Genomic DNA, 20428 nt, shown 5'->3' on the forward strand with positions numbered 1-20428 from the left:
GAAAAATCGCCTGAATCTGGTTTGTTTGTACATGGTTGTGGACAATACTCAAGGCTTGTCCCTTGAGATGTCTGTCATGAATCAACTGTTGGCCATGCGTGTTTTCTCCCGCGTCGTGCAGGCCGGTTCGTTTACCAGGGCCGCCGACTCGCTGAACATGCCAAAAACCTCGGTCAGCAAACTGGTGGCCGAGCTTGAAGAACACCTCGGTGCGCGGCTGTTACAGCGCACCACGCGCCGGCTGACGGTGACGGCGGATGGCATGGCTTACTACGAGCGCGCCTTGCAGTTGATGGTGGAGCTGGACGATCTGGACAACAGTTTCGCCAGTGCCCAGGGCCACCCGCGCGGCAGGATTCGCGTCGATGTCGGCGGCTCGGTGGCGACGATCCTGATCATCCCCGCATTGCCGGATTTCTATGCCCGATACCCGGACATCCAGGTCGAGTTGGGTGTCAGCGATCGGCCCGTGGACTTGATCAGCGAAAACGTCGATTGCGTGATTCGCGGCGGGCCATTGACCGAACTCTCCATGGCTGCACGCCCCTTGGGCCTGTCGTCATGGACCACCTGCGCCACCCCCGGCTATCTCGAACGTTTTGGCACCCCGACGGACCCGCGAGACCTTGAGAAAAATCATCGCATCGTCAGTTATCACTCGGCGCGTACCGGGCGGGTAATGCCGGCGCGATTCGAGCGCAACGGTGAAAAGTTCGAGATTCGGGGGCAGGGAGCATTCAGTGTCAACGAGAGCAACGCTCATCTGGCCGCGGGGCTGGCGGGACTTGGGGTGATCCACACGTTCACATACACCGTGCAACCGCACATCGAGCGTGGCGAGCTGGTGCCGATTCTTCAGGACTGGCGCCCGCCCCGGTATCCGTTTCACGTGCTGTATCCGCCGAACCGGCACCTGAGTAACCGGGTTCGGGTATTTATCGATTGGCTGGCGCAGCTGTTCGCCGGTTTGGGTTAGCCTTGGCACGTCATTTCTTTCGACGGACCGCCCATGAAGATCATTCGCAGCCAATCCTTCACCGCTGACCGTGCCTGGGGAGCGCTGGACATCGCCAGCATGAACGGCATCACCACGCGTCTGCACTGGACCGATCAACCATACAAGTGGCATGTGAATGATGGCGAGGAAGTGTTCGTTGTGCTCGATGGCCAGGTGCAAATGCGCTATCGCAAAGCAGGCCAGGAGAAAGCGGTGATGTTGGCGGTCGGCGATATCTTTTACGCCTCGGTGGGTACCGAGCATGTGGCGCATCCGCTGGGGGTGGCGAGGATATTGGTGATCGAATCGGAAGGCAGCGTTTGATGCTATATCTACAAAACAGATAACAGTTAGAGATATTACCCGTTATATAGATATTCGATTTGGACCTACCCTGAACTCCACCTCAACAGAGGACAGGAGTTCGCTATGACATGCCCCAACGCCACCCCCGTTTACAAACCTTTCAGCCACTTGCAGCACCCGCGCGAGGTCATCCGCCAGTTCACCCCGAACTGGTTCGCCGCGACCATGGGCACGGGCGTCCTGGCGCTGGCCTTGGCCCAGTTGCCTGGCGCGACCCCAGGTTTGCACGCGATCGCCGAAGCCCTTTGGCTGTTCAATATCGGTCTGTTCATCTTGTTCACGGCGCTGTACGCGGCGCGCTGGTTGCTGTTCTTCGATGAGGCCCGGCGGATTTTCGGGCACTCCACGGTCTCGATGTTTTTCGGCACGATTCCCATGGGGTTGGCGACCATCATCAATGGCTTCCTGCTGTTTGGCCTGCCGCGCTGGGGTGAGGGTGTCGTCCATGTGGCCGCGCTGCTGTGGTGGCTGGACGTGGCGATGTCGCTGGCCTGCGGTGTGCTGATTCCCTACATGATGTTCACCCGCCAGGAACACAGCATCGATCAGATGACCGCCGTTTGGCTGTTGCCAGTGGTGGCGGCGGAAGTGGCGGCCGCTAGTGGCGGGTTGCTGGCGCCGCATTTGGCCGAGGCCCATGGGCAGCTGGTGGTGTTGGTGACGAGCTACGTGCTCTGGGCATTTTCCCTGCCGGTGGCGTTCAGCATTCTGACCATTCTCATGCTGCGCATGGCGCTGCACAAACTGCCTCACGAAAACATGGCCGCGTCGAGCTGGCTGGCGCTCGGCCCGATTGGCACCGGGGCACTGGGCATGTTGCTGCTGGGCGCCGACGCGCCGGCCATCTTCGCCGCCAACGGGCTTGCCGGCCTGGGTGAAATCGCGGCGGGGCTGGGGCTGGTAGCGGGGATCACGCTGTGGGGCTTCGGTTTGTGGTGGATGCTGATTGCGCTGCTGATCACCGGGCGTTACCTGCGCGCCGGGATCCCATTCAATCTCGGCTGGTGGGGCTTCACCTTTCCGCTGGGCGTCTATTCTCTGGCAACGTTGAAACTGGGAAGCACGTTGAACCTGGCGTTTTTCAATGCCTTTGGCTGTGTGCTGGTGGCGTTGCTGGCGGTGATGTGGCTGATCGTTGCCAAACGCACGGTACAAGGCGCGTGGCGGGGGGAGTTGTTTGTCTCGCCGTGCATTGCAGGTTTAAACAAATAACCGGGTAATGTGTGGCCTGGATCGGCGTGCGGCATTCCAATCACAGTATCCACGCCACTCTCTAACAACATCAGGGCACACGGAAGATGAGTCACCCCTCACAGTTCACCTTGCTTCGCACCCGGCGCTTCCTGCCGTTTTTCGTGACCCAGTCCCTCGGGGCGTTCAACGACAACGTCTTCAAGCAATCGTTGATCCTCGCCATTCTGTACAAGTTGACCATTGAGGGTGATCGCTCGATCTGGGTCAATTTGTGTGCGCTGCTGTTCATCCTGCCGTTCTTTCTGTTTTCGGCGTTGGCCGGGCAGTTTGGCGAGAAGTTCGCCAAGGACGCGCTGATCCGTCTGATCAAACTCGGGGAAATCGCCATCATGGCGGTCGGCGCGGTGGGGTTTGTCTTCGATCACCTGTCGCTGATGCTGCTGGCGCTGTTCGCCATGGGCACGCACTCGGCGCTGTTCGGGCCGGTGAAATACTCGATCCTGCCCCAGGCCTTGCATGAAGAGGAGCTGGTGGGCGGCAACGGTCTGGTGGAAATGGGCACCTTCCTGGCCATCCTCGCCGGGACCATCGGCGCCGGGATCATGATGTCCTCCGCGCATTACGCGCCCATCGTGTCCACGGCGATCATCGGCATTGCCGTGCTCGGTTACCTGGCCAGTCGCAGCATTCCGCGGGCGGCGGCCTCATCGCCGGAAATGCGTCTGAACTGGAACATCTTCAGCCAATCCTGGGCCACCCTGAAACTGGGCCTGGGACAAACGCCGGCGGTGTCGCGCTCGATTGTCGGCAACTCGTGGTTCTGGTTTGTCGGGGCGATTTACCTGACGCAAATCCCGGCCTACGCCAAGGAATGGATGCACGGCGACGAAACCGTGGTGACGCTGATTCTTACCGTGTTTTCGGTGGGTATCGCACTCGGCTCGCTGCTCTGCGAAAGACTGTCCGGACGCAAAGTCGAGATCGGTCTGGTGCCGTTCGGCTCGTTTGGCCTGACGGTATTCGGATTGCTGCTGTGGTGGCATTCCGGCGGAATTCCCGAGAGTGTCGACGGCCATGGCTGGATCGAAATCCTCGGCTTTGGTCACACCTGGCTGGTATTGACCGACATTCTCGGTCTCGGGGTTTTCGGTGGTTTCTACATCGTGCCGCTGTACGCGCTGATTCAGTCGCGCACCCCGGAGAACGAGCGGGCGCGGGTGATTGCCGCCAACAATATTCTCAACGCGCTGTTCATGGTGGTCTCGGCGATTGTCTCGATCGTGCTGCTGAGCTTGGCCAAGCTGTCGATCCCGCACCTGTTCCTGGTGGTGTCGCTGCTGAACATCGGCGTCAACGCCTACATCTTCAAGATCGTCCCCGAGTTCAGCATGCGTTTCATGATCTGGCTGCTCAGCCATTCCATGTACCGCGTGGAGCATCGCAATCTGGAGCTGATTCCGGATGAGGGCGCGGCGTTGCTGGTGTGCAACCACGTGTCTTTCGTCGACGCGCTGCTGATTGGCGGCGCGGTGCGTCGGCCGATTCGCTTTGTGATGTATTACAAGATCTACAACCTGCCGGTGCTGAACTTTATCTTCCGCACGGCCGGGACGATTCCGATCGCGGGACGTCAGGAAGACATTCAGATTTACGAAAAGGCCTTCACGCGTATTGCTCAATATCTGAAGGACGGTGAGCTGGTGTGCATCTTCCCTGAAGGCAAATTGACCGCCGATGGCGAGATCAACGAGTTCAAGGGCGGGTTGACGCGGATTCTCGAAGAGACGCCGGTGCCGGTGATTCCGCTGGCATTGCAGGGGTTGTGGGGGAGTTTCTTCAGTCGCGATCCCGACAAGGGCCTGTTCCGTCGGCTGTGGTCGCGGGTGACTCTGGTGGCGGGGCCGGCGGTGGCGGTAGAAGCGGCGGAGCCGGCGAAGCTGCAAGGGATGGTCGGAGAGTTGCGCGGCGCTGTCCGCTGATCCCTGTCGATGCGGGCCGCTACTTTCGCGAGCCCGTGCTGGCGGGAGTCAGCCCGCCATCGCCAAGCGGTTGCGTCCTTCGCGCTTGGCCACATAAAGCGCGCTGTCGGCCCGACGCAGCAGGCTCTCGGCCGATTCGCCGGGCAACAGGGTCGAACAGCCGAGGCTGACGGTCAGCTCGATCAGGTTGCCATCAGCCGAAAAATCCTTGGCTTGCGCCGCGAGTCGCAGGCGCTCGCCGACCATGGCGGCGGCTTCCCGGCCGGTGTTGGACAGCAGAATCAAAAACTCCTCGCCACCAAAGCGGAACACCATGTCCACGTTGCGCAGCTGGCTTTTGATCGAGGCGGCGACTCCCTTGAGCACGTCATCGCCAGCGCTGTGGCCATGGGTGTCGTTGATTTGTTTGAAATGGTCGATGTCCAGCATCAACAGCGACAAGGGCTGCAGATGCCGACGCGACATGTCGATTTCCCGTTGCAGCGTCTGGTCCATGGCAATGCGGTTGCCGGTGTCCGTGAGCGGGTCGCGCAGGGCGCTTTGGGTGGCGGCGCGGTAGAGCAGGGCATTGCGCATCGGGTACAGCAATGCGGACAGCAGCGACTCAAGGTTGCCCAGTTCCTGCTCACTGAAACGCTGATTGCGACGGAACACCAGTTCACCCAGCTGCTCGCCTTCGTGGCTGAGGGTGTAACTGATCGAGTGGTGGCCGCGCTGGCCGTATTCCAGACGCAAGTCGCTGGCCTTGTGCTGGTAGCTCAAGGCGTCGAGCGGTACGAGACGCTGAATTTCACGGTAGAAGAGCCCAAGAATGCGTTGCGGCTCAAGACTGGTTTGCAGCTGCAAACTCAGTTGCTGGCGCAATTGCGCAAGGCTGACCGGCCTCTCCAGAAGAGGGGGCTGCTGACCAAAGCCCAGGCGTTGCAATTTGGCGCTATCGAAGTCAATTGCGTTGGTCTGGGAAGGTGATTTCATATGGCGTGCGCCTCTAAGCAGTAAGGCTGTCTTACAGGCTGGGTGAGAGCGGCTTTGGGCTGCGCGTCATACTGGTCCATCAGTCCCGTAGGACATTTGGCGCAAGTCTAATCTGCTTTGCTGAAGATTAGTAACCTATCGACTCGAAGGCCTGCCCGACTGCTTTCACTCACTCGGCGTGTCTGAGCAGATATAGAGCGAAAGTCATGCCATTCGGTTCATTTGAATAAAAGCTGTTGAAAATCAATGCCTTGAAAGTGTTTTTGGCTTTGTCTGGCCCGTTTCATGACATTTATTTGACTAAAAACAGGTGCGGTTGCGACGCTTTTTAAGTGCCGTGACGGTAATTCGCCACGGCACAAAAGCGACGCACGGTGTTACTGCGCGTTGAATGCCTGGCCGTTGATGCCGGTGCTGTCCGGGCCCATCAGGTAGAGGTAGACCGGCATGATCTCCTCGGGTGTCGGGTTGTTCAGTGGATTTTCGCCGGGATAAGCCTGGGCGCGCATGCTGGTGCGGGTGGCGCCGGGGTTGATGCTGTTGGAGCGCACCGGTGCGACGGTGTCGACTTCGTCGGCCAGGGTTTGCATCAAGCCTTCGGTGGCGAACTTGGAGACGCCATAAGCGCCCCAATACGCACGACCCTTGCGGCCGACGCTGCTGGAAGTGAACACCACCGAAGCGTCCTGCGACAGTTTGAGCAGCGGCAGCAGGGTGCTGGTGAGCATGAACATCGCGTTGACGTTGACTTGCATGACACGCATGAAGTTCTCGCCGGAGAGCTGTTCGATCGGCGTGCGCGGACCAATGATCGAGGCGTTGTGCAGCAAGCCGTCGAGGTGGCCGAACTCGGTCTCGATCATCGCCGCCAACTCATCGTATTGATGGGGCAGGGCGGTTTCCAGGTTGAACGGGATCACCGCCGGTTGTGGATGACCGGCGGCCTCGATTTCGTCGTAGACCTGAGTCAGGTTGGCTTCGGTCTTGCCCAGCAACAGCACGGTGGCGCCGTGGGCGGCGTAGGTTTTCGCGGCGGCGGCGCCGATACCACGACCAGCGCCGGTGACCAGGATGACCCGGTCCTTGAGCAATTCAGGGCGGGCGGAATAATCAAACATAAAGAAACCTCAACAAAATTTTTTCCGGACAAGCGCTATCCCTGTGGGAGCGAGCCTGCTCGCGATGGCGGTATCGCAGGCAACATCGATGGCGACTGAGCCGCCGCTATCGCGAGCAGGCTCGCTCCCACATGAGTAATGCACAAACCTGTAGGAAGCCGTGCTCCTGCAAAAGCGGCTTAACAACTACACAGAGCGCTATCAAGTACCTTGCGCAACTCCAGCGGATGATCGACCACCACATCCGCACCCCAATGCCGTGGGTTATCGTCCGGGTGAATGTAGCCAAAGGTCACGGCGGCGGTCTTGGTGCCGGCGTCACGACCGGATTCGATATCGCGCAGGTCATCACCTACAAACAGCACGCTGGCCGGATCGAGGTCGAGCATCTTGCACGCGAGGATCAACGGCTCCGGGTCCGGTTTGCTGTTCTTCACGTGATCCGGGCAAATCAGCAGCGCCGAACGCTCGGCCAGCCCGAGCTGCTGCATGATCGGCTCGGCAAACCGCAGAGGCTTGTTGGTGACCACGCCCCAGATCAGGTTGGCTTTTTCGATGTCGGCCAGCAACTCGCCCATGCCGTCGAACAGCTTGCTGTGCACCGCGCAGCCCACGAGGTAACGCTCCAGGAACTCCAGGCGCAGCTCTTCAAAGCCTGGCGATTCCGGGTCCATGCTGAACGTCACCGCGACCATCGCCTTGGCGCCGCCGGAGATCTCGTCGCGGATGTGCTTGTCGTTCATCGGCGGCAAGCCACGGTCGGCGCGCATTGCCTGACAGATCGCAATGAAGTCCGGCGCGGTGTCGAGCAGCGTGCCGTCCATGTCAAAAAGGACTGCTCTGATACGCATCGACTTATTCCTCGCGCAGGGTCTGGATCATGTAGTTGACGTCCACGTCGGCCGCCAGTTTGTAGTGCTTGGTCAGCGGGTTGTACGTCAAACCGATGATGTCCTTGACGGTCAGGCCCGCCATGCGGCTCCAGGCACCCAGCTCGGAAGGGCGGATGAATTTCTTGAAGTCATGCGTGCCGCGCGGCAGCAGCTTCATGATGTATTCGGCGCCGACGATGGCGAACAGGTACGCCTTCGGGTTGCGGTTGATCGTGGAGAGGAACACCTGGCCACCCGGCTTGACCATTTTGAAGCAGGCGCGGATCACCGAGGAGGGATCCGGCACGTGCTCAAGCATTTCCAGGCACGTGACCACGTCGAACTGTTCCGGCATTTCTTCAGCCAGGGCCTCGGCGGTGATCTGCCGGTATTCGACGTTCACGCCCGACTCAAGCTGGTGCAGTTGAGCGACGGCCAGCGGCGCTTCGCCCATGTCGATGCCCATCACGGTCGCACCGCGTTGCGCCATGGCTTCGCTGAGGATGCCGCCGCCGCAACCGATGTCGAGAACTTTCTTGCCGGCCAGATTGACCCGTTCGTCAATCCAGTTGACCCGCAGCGGGTTGATGTCGTGCAGCGGTTTGAACTCGCTTTCGCGGTCCCACCAGCGATGGGCCAGGGCTTCGAATTTGGCGATTTCGGCGTAGTCGACGTTACTCATGGTTCATCCTCTAAAACTTGAAAAATCCTGTTGCCCCGGCGGTGAGTCCGGGGTGCTTACAATTCGGTGTGGCCGCTGATGCGCTGGCCCCAGGCCTTGGCGGTGGCGCACAGCTGTTCTTCATCCAGGCGGGTCAGGCGACGGTCGTCGAGCAATTGCTTGCCGCCCACCCACAGGTGTTTCACGCAGTCGCGACCGGTGGCATATATAAGCTGCGAAACCGGGTCGTAGACCGGCTGCTGCGCCAGGCCCGAGAGGTCGAACGCGACGATGTCCGCCGCTTTGCCGACTTCCAGCGAGCCGACGTCGGCCTCGATGCCCATGGCGCGTGCGCCGTTCAGCGTGGCCATGCGCAGCGCGCGATGAGCGTCCAGCGCGGTAGCCGAGCCGGCAACGGCTTTGGCCAGCAACGCGGCGGTGCGGGTTTCACCGAGCAGGTCGAGGTCGTTGTTGCTGGCCGCGCCGTCGGTGCCGACAGCCACATTGACGCCCGCCTGCCACAAACGTTCTACCGGGCAGAAACCGCTGGCCAGCTTCAGGTTCGACTCCGGGCAATGAATCACATTGGTGTTGCTTTCTACCAGCATCACCAGGTCTTCATCGCTGATCTGCGTCATGTGAACGGCCTGGAAGCGTGGCCCCAGCAGGCCCAGGCGTGCCAGTCGGGCCAACGGCCGCTCGCCACGCTGCTCGACGGCTTGCTGCACTTCGAAGGCGGTTTCGTGGACGTGCATGTGAATCGACGCGTCCAGTTCTTCGGCAATCACCCGGATTTTCTCCAGGGTTTCGTCGCCCAAGGTGTAGGGCGCGTGGGGGCCGAAGGTGACTTTGATGCGCTCGTGGTGCTTGAGATCGTTGAACAGTTCGACGCCCTGACGAATGGCGTCATCCGCCGTGCCGGCGCCCGGGATCGGGAAATCGAGGATCGGAATCGCGATTTGCGCGCGTATGCCGCTGTTATGCACACGTTCGCTGGCAACCTTCGGGAAGAAATACATGTCAGAGAAGCAGGTAATGCCACCTTTTATCTGTTCGGCGATGGCAATGTCGGTGCCATCGCGTACAAAAGCTTCATCGACCCATTTGGCTTCGGCAGGCCAGATGTGGTTTTCCAGCCAGGTCATCAGCGGCAGGTCATCGGCCAGGCCACGGAACAGCGTCATCGCCGCGTGCCCGTGAGCATTGATCAGGCCGGGGCTGAGCAGCATGCCCGGCAGTTCGCGGACTTCGGTTGCGTTAAGCTTCAGCGCGGCGGACCGCGGGCCGATAAACACAATGCGCCCGTCGCGGATGCCCAGGCCATGCTCTTTGAGGACAACGCCAGCGGGTTCGACGGGTACCAGCCAGGTCGGCAGCAATAACAGGTCGAGCGCAGCGGCAGTGTTCGGCATCGAGGGTCGGTTCCAGTGCTTTTGTAAAGGATGGCGAAGTATACCCGAGCGTCTTCGCGGGGGGATCGCTATAATCGGCGGCTTTTGTTCATGAGTGCGGGGTGAAGGATGCGCGATCGACTGTTGGCTGCGGAGAAGGTGAAGGCCATCGATTGGCGTGATGGCGCCCTGTACCTGCTGGATCAGCGTATTTTGCCGTTCGAGGAAACCTGGATTGCCTACACCAGCGCGGCTGGCGTGGCCGAGGCTATTCGCTCGATGGTGGTGCGTGGCGCGCCGGCGATTGGTATCAGTGCCGCCTATGCCATGGTGCTTTCAGCACGCGCCCGAATTCTCGAGGGCGGTGACTGGCAGGCCGCGTGGGAAGAGGATTACGCGTTGCTGGCCGATTCCCGTCCAACGGCGGTGAACCTGTTCTGGGCGCTGAGTCGCATGCGTGACCGCCTTGATCGTATCAAGGGCGATGCCGATCCTCTCGCGGCGCTGGAAGCGGAAGCCATCGCCATTCATGAAAGTGATCGCGAAGCCAATCTGACCATGGCGCAACTGGGTGTGGACCTGATCCGCAAGCACCAGGGCAACGCCCAGGCGATCCTGACCCACTGCAACACCGGCGCACTGGCCACCGGCGGTTTTGGTACGGCTTTGGGCGTCATTCGCGGGGCGTTCATTGAAGGCATGGTCGAGCGTGTTTATGCCGACGAAACCCGTCCCTGGCTGCAAGGTTCGCGACTGACGGCGTGGGAGCTGGCCAACGAAGGCATCCCCGTGACCCTCAATGCCGACTCCGCTGCGGCTCACATCATGAAGACCAAAGGCATCACCTGGGTCATCGTCGGTGCCGACCGGATCACCGCCAATGGCGACGTGGCCAACAAGATCGGCACTTATCAACTGGCGGTCAACGCCATGCACCACGGCGTGCGTTTCATGGTGGTGGCACCGAGTTCGACCATCGACATGAACCTGGCCAGCGGCGATGACATTCCGATTGAAGAGCGAGATGGGCGCGAGTTGCTGGAAGTCGGTGGCAAGCGGGTCGGGGCGGATGTGGATGCGTTCAATCCGGTGTTCGACGTCACCCCGGCGGACTTGATTGACGCGATCGTCACGGAAAAAGGCATCGTCGAACGCCCGGACACCGCGAAAATGGCGCAGTTGATGTGCCGCAAGCGGTTGCATTGATTGGCCGTGGCGTTCGAAAGGACGCCATCGCCAGCAGGCTGGCTCCCACAGGGTTTGTGATCGACACGGATCAAATGTGGGGGCCAGCCTGCTGGCGATTAGGGTCTGAAAGTCAATAAACATCTGTAATTCAGCCCCGGATTCTGCATTCGCAGCAGCTCTAAGCCCCTCTCGTCCCCTTCAAGCCTGCCATCAGTCAACTAACTACACTCCATGCGCATCTGGGGGATAGGTGCGTGGCGGCTCTTGTGATAACATCCGGCGTTTTCCGAGGCAGTCCCACGGGGTTGTCTTTACTGCGCAAATCCATGGCATAACTCGTTGATTTGTCGTAAGTCGGTGCATGGCACTCAGCCTGCAGCGGCGAGCTTCGTTCGTCCCATATGGATGTGACGAGGTTTCACCAGAAAAAGGAATCGAGCTTCTCATGGGCGAACTGGCCAAAGAAATCCTCCCGGTCAATATCGAAGACGAGCTGAAGCAGTCCTACCTCGACTACGCAATGAGCGTAATTGTCGGGCGGGCACTGCCGGATGCGCGCGATGGCTTGAAGCCCGTGCACCGGCGCGTGCTGTTCGCGATGAGCGAGCTGGGCAACGACTTCAACAAGCCGTACAAGAAATCTGCCCGTGTTGTCGGTGACGTGATCGGTAAGTATCACCCGCACGGTGATACCGCGGTGTACGACACCATCGTTCGGATGGCGCAGCCATTCTCGCTGCGCTACCTGCTGGTAGACGGTCAGGGCAACTTCGGTTCGGTGGACGGCGACAACGCCGCGGCCATGCGATACACCGAAGTGCGCATGACCAAGCTGGCGCACGAGCTGCTGGCTGACCTGCATAAAGAAACCGTGGACTGGGTGCCGAACTACGACGGCACCGAAATGATCCCGGCGGTCATGCCGACCCGTATTCCCAACCTGCTGGTCAACGGCTCCAGCGGTATCGCCGTGGGCATGGCGACCAACATCCCGCCACACAACCTCGGTGAAGTCATCGACGGTTGCCTGGCGCTCATCGACAACCCCGAGTTGACCATCGATGAGCTGATGCAATACATCCCTGGTCCGGACTTCCCGACCGCAGCGATCATCAACGGTCGCGCCGGCATCATCGAAGCCTACCGCACCGGTCGCGGCCGCATTTATATGCGCGCCCGCTCGATCATCGAAGACATCGACAAGGTCGGTGGCCGTCAGCAGATCGTCATCACCGAACTCCCTTACCAGCTGAACAAGGCCCGTCTGATCGAGAAGATCGCCGAGCTGGTTAAAGAGAAGAAGCTCGAAGGCATCACCGAACTGCGCGACGAGTCCGACAAGGACGGTATGCGCGTTGTGATCGAGCTGCGTCGCGGCGAAGTGCCTGAGGTGATCCTCAACAACCTCTACGCCCAGACCCAGCTGCAAGCGGTATTCGGCATCAACATCGTTGCGCTGATCGACGGCCGTCCGCGGATCCTGAACCTCAAGGACCTGCTGGAAGCCTTCGTTCGTCACCGTCGCGAAGTCGTTACCCGTCGCACCGTGTTCGAGCTGCGTAAAGCGCGCGAACGTGGCCACATTCTGGAAGGCCAGGCGGTTGCCCTGTCGAACATCGACCCGGTCATCGCGCTGATCAAGGCCTCGCCAACGCCGTCGGAAGCCAAGGAAGCGCTGATCAGCACGCCTTGGGAATCCTCTGCCGTGGTGGCGATGGTTGAACGTGCCGGTGCCGACTCTTGCCGTCCAGAGACCCTGGATCCGCAATACGGTCTGCGTGAAGGCAAGTACTTCCTCTCGCCGGAACAGGCGCAAGCCATTCTGGAGCTGCGTCTGCACCGCCTGACCGGTTTGGAACACGAAAAACTGCTGGCCGAGTATCAAGAGATCCTCAACCAGATCGGCGAGCTGATCCGCATCCTCAACAGCGCCACGCGCCTGATGGAAGTGATCCGCGAAGAGCTGGAAGTGATCCGCGCCGAATACGGCGACGTGCGCCGCACCGAAATCCTCGATGCCCGTCTCGACCTGACCCTGGGTGACATGATCCCGGAAGAAGATCGCGTCGTGACCATTTCCCACGGTGGCTACGCCAAGACCCAGCCATTGGCTGCGTACCAGGCCCAGCGTCGTGGCGGTAAAGGCAAATCGGCGACTGGCGTCAAGGATGAGGACTACATCGCTCACCTGCTGGTCGCCAACAGCCACACCACGCTGCTGCTGTTCTCCAGCAAGGGCAAGGTGTACTGGCTGAAAACCTACGAAATCCCGGAAGCATCCCGCGCTGCCCGTGGTCGTCCGCTGGTCAACCTGCTGCCGCTGGACAGTGATGAATACATCACCACCATGCTGCCGGTCGAGGAATACACCGAAGGTCACTTCATCTTCATGGCGACTGCCAAAGGCACCGTGAAGAAGACCCCGCTGGAATCCTTCAGCCGTCAACGCAGCGTCGGTCTGATCGCGCTGGAGCTGGACGAAGGTGACGTACTGATCTCTGCCGCCATTACCGATGGCGAGCGCGAAGTCATGCTGTTCTCCGACGGCGGCAAGGTCACTCGCTTCAAGGAAACCGACGTTCGTGCCATGGGCCGTACCGCTCGCGGTGTCCGCGGCATGCGTCTGCCGGAAGGCCAGAAGCTGATTTCCATGCTGATCCCGGAAGAAGGCAGCCAGATCCTCACCGCTTCGGCGCGTGGTTTCGGCAAGCGTACGGCGATCACCGAGTTCCCTGAGTACAAGCGTGGCGGCCAGGGCGTTATCGCCATGGTCAGCAACGACCGTAACGGCCGTCTGGTCGGCGCGGTTCAGGTGCTCGACGGCGAGGAAATCATGCTGATTTCCGACCAGGGTACGTTGGTTCGTACCCGTGTCGACGAAGTTTCCAGCCTGGGTCGAAATACCCAGGGCGTGACCCTGATCAAACTGGCCAGCGACGAAACGCTGGTCGGTCTGGAGCGGGTGCAGGAGCCGTCGGAAGTCGAAGGCGAAGAGCTGGAAGGCGAAGAGGGTGCGGTGTTCGACGGCGAAGTCGTGATCGACGACGTTGTTGAAGACCAGCAACTCGACGCTGCCGCTGACGAAGAACCGCAAGAGTAAGCGGACAAACAGGGGGCGGATGAAAATTCGCCCCCTTGTTGTTTGTCCGAACGGAAAATTTCGATATCCAGGGACATCCCATGTGGGAGCGAGCCTGCTCGCGATGCAGGCGCCGCGGTACCTCTGAAGCACCGCGGTGATGCATTCGCGAGCAGGCTCGCTCCCACAGGTTTTCTGCTTCGGCAGGGACCCTGTGTCGATTGATGTTGTGATTTATTGCGTGATTACCACCAAATCAGAGCGAGATTGGATGTGAGCAAGAGAGCCTATAACTTCTGTGCCGGTCCTGCGGCACTTCCCGAAGCTGTCCTGCAGCGCGCCCAGGGTGAACTCCTTGATTGGCACGGCAAGGGTCTGTCGGTCATGGAAATGAGCCATCGCAGTGATGAGTTCGTGTCCATCGCCACCAAGGCCGAGCAGGATCTGCGTGATCTGCTGAATATCCCCTCGAACTATAAAGTGCTGTTCCTGCAAGGTGGCGCCAGCCAGCAGTTTGCTCAGATCCCTCTGAACCTGCTGCCGGAAAGCGGCACTGCCGACTATATCGACACCGGTATCTGGTCGCAGAAAGCCATCGAAGAAGCGTCGCGCTACGGTCACGTCAACGTTGCCGCCACCGCCAAGCCTTACGACTATTTCGCGATTCCCGGCCAGAACGAATGGAAGCTGTCGAAAGACGCGGCCTACGTTCACTACGCACCGAACGAAACCATTGGTGGTCTGGAGTTCAACTGGGTCCCGGAAACCGGTGACGTTCCGCTGGTCGCCGACATGTCTTCGGACATTCTCTCGCGCCCGATTGATGTTTCGCGTTTCGGCATGATCTACGCCGGCGCCCAGAAAAACATCGGCCCGAGCGGCATCGTCGTCAACATCGTTCGTGAAGACCTGCTGGGGCACGCCCGTTCCCTGTGCCCGACCATGCTCAACTACAAGGTCGCGGCCGATAACGGCTCGATGTACAACACCCCGCCAACACTGGCCTGGTACCTGTCTGGCCTGGTGTTCGAGTGGCTGAAAGAGCAGGGCGGCGTCGAAGCCATCGGCAAGCTCAACGAAGTGAAACAGCGCACGCTGTACGACTTCATTGATGCCAGCGGCCTGTACAGCAACCCGATCAACAAGTCGGATCGCTCGTGGATGAACGTGCCGTTCCGCCTGGCTGACGATCGTCTGGACAAGCCATTCCTGGCCGGTGCCGACGAGCGTGGCCTGCTGAACCTCAAGGGTCACCGTTCCGTGGGTGGCATGCGCGCCTCCATCTATAACGCCGTCGATATCGTTGCGGTCAACGCACTGGTTTCGTACATGGCAGAGTTCGAGAAGGAACACGGCTAATGTCTGAGCAAGAACTCAAGGCACTGCGCCTGCGCATTGATGCCCTGGACGAAAAAGTCCTGGAGCTGATCAGTGAGCGCGCACGCTGCGCCCAGGAAGTTGCGCGAGTAAAGATGGCCTCGCTGGCCGAAGGCGAAGTGCCGGTGTTCTATCGTCCTGAGCGTGAAGCTCAGGTGCTCAAGCGTGTGATGGAGCGCAATCAGGGCCCGCTGGGCAACGAAGAAATGGCGCGGTTGTTCCGCGAAATCATGTCTTCGTGCCTGGCCCTCGAGCAGCCGCTGAAAGTGGCTTACCTCGGTCCTGAAGGCACCTTCACTCAAGCGGCGGCCATGAAGCACTTCGGCCACGCGGTGATCAGCAAGCCGATGGCGGCCATCGACGAAGTGTTCCGCGAAGTGGCGGCCGGTGCGGTGAACTTTGGCGTGGTCCCGGTGGAAAACTCCACCGAGGGCGCGGTCAACCACACGCTCGACAGCTTCCTCGAACACGACATGGTCATCTGTGGCGAAGTCGAGTTGCGGATTCACCACCATCTGTTGGTCGGTGAAAACACCAAGACCGACAGCATCAGCCGCATCTATTCCCACGCCCAGTCGCTGGCGCAGTGCCGCAAGTGGCTGGATGCACACTACCCGAATGTCGAGCGCGTCGCGGTTTCCAGCAACGCCGAAGCGGCGAAGCGGGTCAAGGGTGAGTGGAACTCGGCGGCGATTGCCGGCGACATGGCCGCAGGCTTGTACGGGCTGACCCGTCTGGCCGAGAAAATCGAGGATCGCCCGGACAACTCCACGCGATTCCTGATGATCGGCAGCCAGGAAGTGCCGCCAACCGGCGACGACAAGACGTCGATCATCGTCTCCATGAGCAACAAGCCGGGCGCGCTTCACGAGTTGCTGGTGCCGTTCCACGACAATGGCATCGACCTGACACGCATCGAGACACGTCCTTCGCGTAGCGGTAAATGGACCTATGTGTTCTTCATCGACTTCGTCGGCCATCACCGCGATCCGCTGGTAAAGGGTGTGCTGGAAAAGATCAGTCAGGAAGCAGTGGCACTTAAAGTGTTGGGTTCCTACCCGAAAGCCGTTCTCTAAGGGGTAGCAAATGAGTGGCAACTTCCTCGCTCTGGCACAGCCGGGCGTGCAACAACTGTCGCCTTACGTTCCGGGCAAACCCGTGGACGAACTGGCGCGCGAGCTGGACATCGATCCGGCCAGCATCGTCAAACTGGCGAGCAACGAAAACCCGTTGGGCGCCAGTCCAAAGGCTTTGGCGGCCATTCGCGAAGAATTGGCCGAGCTGACCCGTTATCCAGATGGCAACGGTTTTGCGCTCAAGACCCTGCTGGCCGATCAGTGCCGCGTCGAACTGAATCAGGTGACGCTGGGCAACGGTTCCAACGACATCCTGGAACTGGTCGCGCGTGCCTATCTGGCGCCGGGCCTGAATGCGGTGTTCAGTGAGCATGCGTTCGCGGTCTATCCGATCGTCACCCAGGCCGTCGGTGCGACGGCCAAAGTGATCCCGGCCAAAGACTGGGGCCATGATCTGTCGGCCATGCTGGCCGCGATCGATGCCGATACCCGTGTGGTCTTCATCGCCAACCCGAACAACCCGACCGGAACCTGGTTTGGCGCCGAAGCGCTGGACGAGTTCCTGCAGGATGTGCCGGAGCACGTGCTGGTGGTGCTGGACGAGGCCTACATCGAATACGCCGAAGGCAGCGACTTGCCGGATGGTCTGGATTTCCTGGCGGCGTACCCGAACCTGCTGGTTTCGCGCACCTTCTCCAAGGCCTATGGCCTGGCGGCGTTGCGCGTTGGTTACGGCTTGTCCACGGCGGTGGTTGCCGACGTGCTGAACCGTGTGCGTCAGCCGTTCAACGTCAACAGCCTGGCTCTGGCCGCTGCCTGCGCCGCGTTGCAAGACGCCGAGTACCTGGCTGAAAGCCGTCGCCTGAACGAAGCCGGCATGCTGCAGCTCGAAGCGGGTTTCCGCGAACTGGGGCTGAGCTGGATCCCGTCCAAGGGCAACTTCATCTGCGTCGATCTCGGCCGTGTTGCCTTGCCGGTCTTCCAGGGTTTGTTGCGCGAAGGCGTGATCGTGCGTCCGGTGGCCAATTATGGCATGCCGAACCACTTGCGCATCACCATCGGCCTGCCGGCGGAAAACAGCCGCTTCCTTGAGGCGCTGACCAAGGTTCTGGCTCGTGGTTGATGTCACTGCTCTGCAATCTGCTGAACCTATGATCGGTCGCCTGGTGGTGGTCGGTCTCGGGTTGATCGGCGGTTCGTTTGCCAAGGGGCTGCGTGAAAGCGGCCTGTGCCGCGAAGTGGTGGGTGTCGATCTCGATCCACAGTCGCGCAAGCTCGCGGTCGAGTTGGGCGTGGTGGATCGCTGCGAAGAAGACCTGGCCGTTGCCTGCCAGGGCGCCGACGTGATTCAACTCGCGGTGCCGATCCTGGCCATGGAAAAGATGCTCGGCCGGTTGGCCGGCATGGACCTTGGGCAAGCGATTCTGACGGATGTCGGCAGTGCCAAGGGCAACGTCGTGCGCGCCGCGACTGAAGCGTTTGGCGGCATGCCGGCGCGTTTCGTGCCGGGCCATCCGATTGCCGGTTCCGAGCAGAGCGGGGTGGAAGCCTCCAATGCCGAACTGTTCCGTCGTCATAAAGTGATTCTGACGCCGCTGGACCAAACCGATCCGGCCGCGCTGGCCGTGGTCGACCGGTTGTGGCGTGAGCTGGGCGCCGATGTCGAGCACATGCAGGTCGAACGTCACGACGAAGTGTTGGCGGCGACCAGCCATTTGCCGCACTTGCTGGCGTTCGGTTTGGTCGATTCGTTGGCCAAGCGCAATGAAAACCTTGAGATCTTCCGTTACGCTGCCGGCGGTTTCCGCGATTTCACAAGAATCGCGGGAAGTGACCCGGTCATGTGGCACGACATCTTCCTCGCCAACCGCGAAGCTGTCCTGCGCACGCTTGATACATTTCGCAGCGACCTCGACGCCTTGCGCGACGCGGTCGATGCAGGGGATGGGCACCAATTGTTGGGCGTGTTCACGCGCGCCCGGGTTGCCCGCGAACATTTCAGTAAAATCCTGGCTCGCCGGGCTTATGTGGACGCTATGAACTCCAACGACCTGATTTTCCTGGGACAACCTGGTGGCCGCCTGACTGGGCGGATTCGTGTACCGGGCGATAAATCGATTTCCCACCGTTCGATCATGCTCGGCTCCCTGGCCGAAGGCGTCACCGAAGTCGAAGGCTTCCTCGAGGGCGAAGACGCTCTGGCGACCTTGCAGGCCTTCCGCGACATGGGTGTCGTGATCGAAGGTCCGCACCACGGTCGCGTGACCATCCACGGCGTCGGCCTGCATGGCCTGAAGCCTGCGCCGGGCCCGATCTATCTGGGCAACTCCGGCACCTCGATGCGTCTGCTGTCCGGCCTGCTGGCCGCGCAGAACTTCGACAGCACCTTGACCGGTGATGCCTCGCTGTCCAAGCGTCCGATGAATCGCGTGGCCAATCCGCTGCGTGAAATGGGCGCCGTGATCGAGACTGCCGCTGAAGGTCGTCCACCGATGATCATTCGTGGCGGTAACAAGCTCAAAGGCCTGACCTACACCATGCCGATGGCCAGTGCCCAGGTTAAATCCTGCCTGCTGTTGGCCGGCCTGTACGCTGATGGCAAAACCACCGTCACCGAGCCTGCACCGACGCGCGACCACACCGAGCGCATGCTGCGCGGCTTCGGCTACCCGGTCAGCGTCAACGGCGCTACGGCGTCGGTCGAATCCGGGCACAAGCTGACTGCGACCCACATTGAAGTGCCGGGCGATATTTCGTCGTCGGCGTTCTTCCTGGTGGCGGCGTCCATTGCCGAAGGTTCCGAACTGGTGCTCGAGCATGTCGGCATCAACCCGACCCGTACCGGCGTGATCGACATTCTGCGTCTGATGGGCGCTGACATCACCCTGGAAAACCAGCGTGAAGTCGGCGGCGAACCGGTAGCGGACCTGCGCGTGCGTGCAGCTAAACTCAAAGGTATCGAGATTCCCGAAGCGCTGGTTCCATTGGCCATCGACGAATTCCCGGTGCTGTTCGTGGCGGCGGCCTGTGCCGAAGGGCGCACCATCCTGCGTGGCGCCGAAGAATTGCGCGTCAAGGAATCGGACCGGATCCAGGTCATGGCCGATGGCTTGCTGGCACTGGGCGTCAAATGCGAACCGACCCCGGACGGCATCATCATCGACGGCGGCCTGATCGGCGGCGGCGAAGTGCATGGTCATGGCGATCACCGGATTGCCATGGCTTTCAGCGTGGCATCGCTGCGTGCCACTGCGCCAATTCGCATCCATGACTGTGCCAACGTCGCAACGTCGTTCCCGAACTTCCTGGCGCTGTGCGCGCAGGTCGGTATCCGTGTTGCACAAGAGGCTCAGTCGTGAAAAACATCGCACCGGTCATCACCATCGATGGGCCAAGCGGCTCCGGCAAGGGCACGGTAGCTGGCATTCTGGCCAAGCGTCTGGGCTGGAACCTGCTGGATTCCGGTGCGCTTTATCGATTGCTGGCCTTCGCTGCGCACAATCACGGTGTCGACCTCACCAATGAAGAATTGCTGAAAAAACTTGCCGCTCATCTGGATGTGCAGTTCATCGCGGCGACCGACGGTCAGTTGCAGCGCATCATTCTCGAGGGTGATGAAGTCAGCGATGTGATTCGTACCGAAAGCATCGGCTCCGGTGCCTCGCAGGTCGCGGCGTTGCCCGCAGTGCGCGAGGCGCTGCTGCAGCGCCAGCGTGCATTCCAGGAAGCGCCAGGCCTGGTGGCCGATGGTCGCGACATGGGTACGGTGGTTTTTCCGGATGCACCGTTGAAGATTTTCCTTACCGCCAGTGCCGAGGAGCGTGCGCGCCGTCGATACTTGCAGTTGAAGGGCAAAGTCGATGGTGTTAGTCTGTCGAGTCTGCTAGATGAGATACGTGCACGCGATGAGCGTGACACCCAGCGAGCGGTAGCCCCGCTCAAACCGGCGGCTGACGCCATACAGCTGGATTCCACGGAATTATCCATCGACCAGGTGCTGGAACGCATCATGAGCGAGATCGCCATTCGCGATATCGCCGGGTGACCAAGAAGGCCGCAGGGGACCAGTCATAGTCCTGTGGCGCTTCTTTTAAATGAAACTAACCCACACCGTCTGGGGTGTGGAGATGGGCGTATTCTTCGCCCTCATCAACA

The 20428-nt window shown here is 60.5% G+C and carries 16 protein-coding genes; 11 read left to right on the forward strand and 5 right to left on the reverse strand.

Annotated elements, in window-relative coordinates; genetic code table 11:
• Positions 1 to 76 precede the first annotated feature (76 nt).
• From K5R88_RS29830 to K5R88_RS29845, 4 genes are all read left to right on the forward strand, one after another.
• Positions 77 to 976: a LysR family transcriptional regulator gene (locus K5R88_RS29830; RefSeq protein ID WP_008043713.1), complete on the forward strand. Its 900-nt coding sequence runs from the start codon at positions 77 to 79 to the stop codon at positions 974 to 976.
• A gap of 33 nt (positions 977 to 1009) precedes the next feature.
• Positions 1010 to 1321: a cupin gene (locus K5R88_RS29835; RefSeq protein ID WP_226298851.1), complete on the forward strand. Its 312-nt coding sequence runs from the start codon at positions 1010 to 1012 to the stop codon at positions 1319 to 1321.
• 105 nt (positions 1322 to 1426) lie between these two features.
• On the forward strand, positions 1427 to 2575 hold the full coding sequence (locus K5R88_RS29840) for a TDT family transporter (RefSeq protein WP_226298852.1): 1149 nt from the start codon (positions 1427 to 1429) through the stop codon (positions 2573 to 2575).
• Positions 2576 to 2661: 86 nt separating this feature from the next.
• Positions 2662 to 4536 carry an MFS transporter gene (locus tag K5R88_RS29845; protein WP_223437710.1) on the forward strand — a complete coding sequence of 625 codons (1875 nt, stop codon included), beginning with the start codon at positions 2662 to 2664 and terminating at the stop codon, positions 4534 to 4536.
• A gap of 48 nt (positions 4537 to 4584) precedes the next feature.
• On the opposite strand, the gene K5R88_RS29850 is transcribed toward K5R88_RS29845, so the two are convergent.
• The 5 genes from K5R88_RS29850 to K5R88_RS29870 all read right to left on the reverse strand — a co-directional run bounded on the left by K5R88_RS29850 (position 4585) and on the right by K5R88_RS29870 (position 9574).
• Positions 4585 to 5511, reverse strand: a complete 927-nt coding sequence (locus K5R88_RS29850) for a GGDEF domain-containing protein (RefSeq protein ID WP_008031811.1) — start codon at positions 5509 to 5511, stop codon at positions 4585 to 4587.
• 377 nt (positions 5512 to 5888) lie between these two features.
• Complete coding sequence (locus K5R88_RS29855; RefSeq protein WP_008031809.1) at positions 5889 to 6629, reverse strand: YciK family oxidoreductase; 741 nt, start codon at positions 6627 to 6629, stop codon at positions 5889 to 5891.
• Between the two features lie 179 nt (positions 6630 to 6808).
• Complete coding sequence (mupP, locus tag K5R88_RS29860) at positions 6809 to 7480, reverse strand: N-acetylmuramic acid 6-phosphate phosphatase MupP (RefSeq protein WP_008031808.1); 672 nt, start codon at positions 7478 to 7480, stop codon at positions 6809 to 6811.
• A 4-nt stretch (positions 7481 to 7484) separates the two neighbouring features.
• Positions 7485 to 8183, reverse strand: a complete 699-nt coding sequence (gene ubiG, locus K5R88_RS29865) for a bifunctional 2-polyprenyl-6-hydroxyphenol methylase/3-demethylubiquinol 3-O-methyltransferase UbiG (protein ID WP_008031806.1) — start codon at positions 8181 to 8183, stop codon at positions 7485 to 7487.
• 56 nt (positions 8184 to 8239) lie between these two features.
• Positions 8240 to 9574 (reverse strand): TRZ/ATZ family hydrolase, encoded by a 1335-nt coding sequence (locus tag K5R88_RS29870; RefSeq protein WP_192416969.1) that lies wholly within the window; start codon positions 9572 to 9574, stop codon positions 8240 to 8242.
• A gap of 108 nt (positions 9575 to 9682) precedes the next feature.
• Here K5R88_RS29870 and mtnA point away from each other — a divergent pair, with 108 nt between their 5' ends.
• The 7 genes from mtnA (at position 9683) to cmk (ending at position 20318) form a co-directional block, all read left to right on the forward strand.
• Positions 9683 to 10759: an S-methyl-5-thioribose-1-phosphate isomerase gene (gene mtnA / locus K5R88_RS29875; RefSeq protein WP_008031801.1), complete on the forward strand. Its 1077-nt coding sequence runs from the start codon at positions 9683 to 9685 to the stop codon at positions 10757 to 10759.
• A 427-nt stretch (positions 10760 to 11186) separates the two neighbouring features.
• The gene (gene gyrA / locus K5R88_RS29880; RefSeq protein WP_192226146.1) at positions 11187 to 13841 is read left to right on the forward strand and encodes a DNA gyrase subunit A; all 2655 of its coding nucleotides are present in this window, start codon (positions 11187 to 11189) and stop codon (positions 13839 to 13841) included.
• A 252-nt stretch (positions 13842 to 14093) separates the two neighbouring features.
• Complete coding sequence (gene serC / locus K5R88_RS29885; protein ID WP_223451128.1) at positions 14094 to 15179, forward strand: 3-phosphoserine/phosphohydroxythreonine transaminase; 1086 nt, start codon at positions 14094 to 14096, stop codon at positions 15177 to 15179.
• Positions 15179 to 16273 carry a prephenate dehydratase gene (pheA, locus tag K5R88_RS29890; protein ID WP_007899727.1) on the forward strand — a complete coding sequence of 365 codons (1095 nt, stop codon included), beginning with the start codon at positions 15179 to 15181 and terminating at the stop codon, positions 16271 to 16273. Before serC ends, pheA begins: the two co-directional genes overlap by 1 nt.
• A 10-nt stretch (positions 16274 to 16283) precedes the next feature.
• Positions 16284 to 17396 carry a histidinol-phosphate transaminase gene (gene hisC / locus K5R88_RS29895; RefSeq protein WP_008031795.1) on the forward strand — a complete coding sequence of 371 codons (1113 nt, stop codon included), beginning with the start codon at positions 16284 to 16286 and terminating at the stop codon, positions 17394 to 17396.
• Between the two features lie 28 nt (positions 17397 to 17424).
• Positions 17425 to 19632, forward strand: coding sequence for a bifunctional prephenate dehydrogenase/3-phosphoshikimate 1-carboxyvinyltransferase (locus K5R88_RS29900; RefSeq protein WP_230427588.1), 2208 nt, complete (start codon positions 17425 to 17427; stop codon positions 19630 to 19632).
• Positions 19629 to 20318, forward strand: a complete 690-nt coding sequence (cmk, locus tag K5R88_RS29905; protein ID WP_008031791.1) for a (d)CMP kinase — start codon at positions 19629 to 19631, stop codon at positions 20316 to 20318. Before K5R88_RS29900 ends, cmk begins: the two co-directional genes overlap by 4 nt.
• Positions 20319 to 20428: the final 110 nt, after the last annotated feature.

This window comes from Pseudomonas sp. MM213, assembly GCF_020423045.1.
GTDB lineage: Bacteria > Pseudomonadota > Gammaproteobacteria > Pseudomonadales > Pseudomonadaceae > Aquipseudomonas > Aquipseudomonas migulae.

Excerpts from the sequence above, each read along its gene's own strand:
- mtnA (WP_008031801.1), top strand. The coding sequence starts at position 9,683 with ATGCGCGATCGACTGTTGGCTGCGGAGAAGGTGAAGGCCATCGATTGG.
- K5R88_RS29850 (WP_008031811.1), bottom strand. The coding sequence starts at position 5,511 with ATGAAATCACCTTCCCAGACCAACGCAATTGACTTCGATAGCGCCAAA.
- K5R88_RS29855 (WP_008031809.1), bottom strand. The coding sequence starts at position 6,629 with ATGTTTGATTATTCCGCCCGCCCTGAATTGCTCAAGGACCGGGTCATC.
- K5R88_RS29840 (WP_226298852.1), top strand. The coding sequence starts at position 1,427 with ATGACATGCCCCAACGCCACCCCCGTTTACAAACCTTTCAGCCACTTG.
- hisC (WP_008031795.1), top strand. The coding sequence starts at position 16,284 with ATGAGTGGCAACTTCCTCGCTCTGGCACAGCCGGGCGTGCAACAACTG.
- K5R88_RS29845 (WP_223437710.1), top strand. The coding sequence starts at position 2,662 with ATGAGTCACCCCTCACAGTTCACCTTGCTTCGCACCCGGCGCTTCCTG.
- gyrA (WP_192226146.1), top strand. The coding sequence starts at position 11,187 with ATGGGCGAACTGGCCAAAGAAATCCTCCCGGTCAATATCGAAGACGAG.
- K5R88_RS29870 (WP_192416969.1), bottom strand. The coding sequence starts at position 9,574 with ATGCCGAACACTGCCGCTGCGCTCGACCTGTTATTGCTGCCGACCTGG.
- K5R88_RS29830 (WP_008043713.1), top strand. The coding sequence starts at position 77 with ATGAATCAACTGTTGGCCATGCGTGTTTTCTCCCGCGTCGTGCAGGCC.
- ubiG (WP_008031806.1), bottom strand. The coding sequence starts at position 8,183 with ATGAGTAACGTCGACTACGCCGAAATCGCCAAATTCGAAGCCCTGGCC.
- pheA (WP_007899727.1), top strand. The coding sequence starts at position 15,179 with ATGTCTGAGCAAGAACTCAAGGCACTGCGCCTGCGCATTGATGCCCTG.
- mupP (WP_008031808.1), bottom strand. The coding sequence starts at position 7,480 with ATGCGTATCAGAGCAGTCCTTTTTGACATGGACGGCACGCTGCTCGAC.
- K5R88_RS29900 (WP_230427588.1), top strand. The coding sequence starts at position 17,425 with ATGATCGGTCGCCTGGTGGTGGTCGGTCTCGGGTTGATCGGCGGTTCG.
- K5R88_RS29835 (WP_226298851.1), top strand. The coding sequence starts at position 1,010 with ATGAAGATCATTCGCAGCCAATCCTTCACCGCTGACCGTGCCTGGGGA.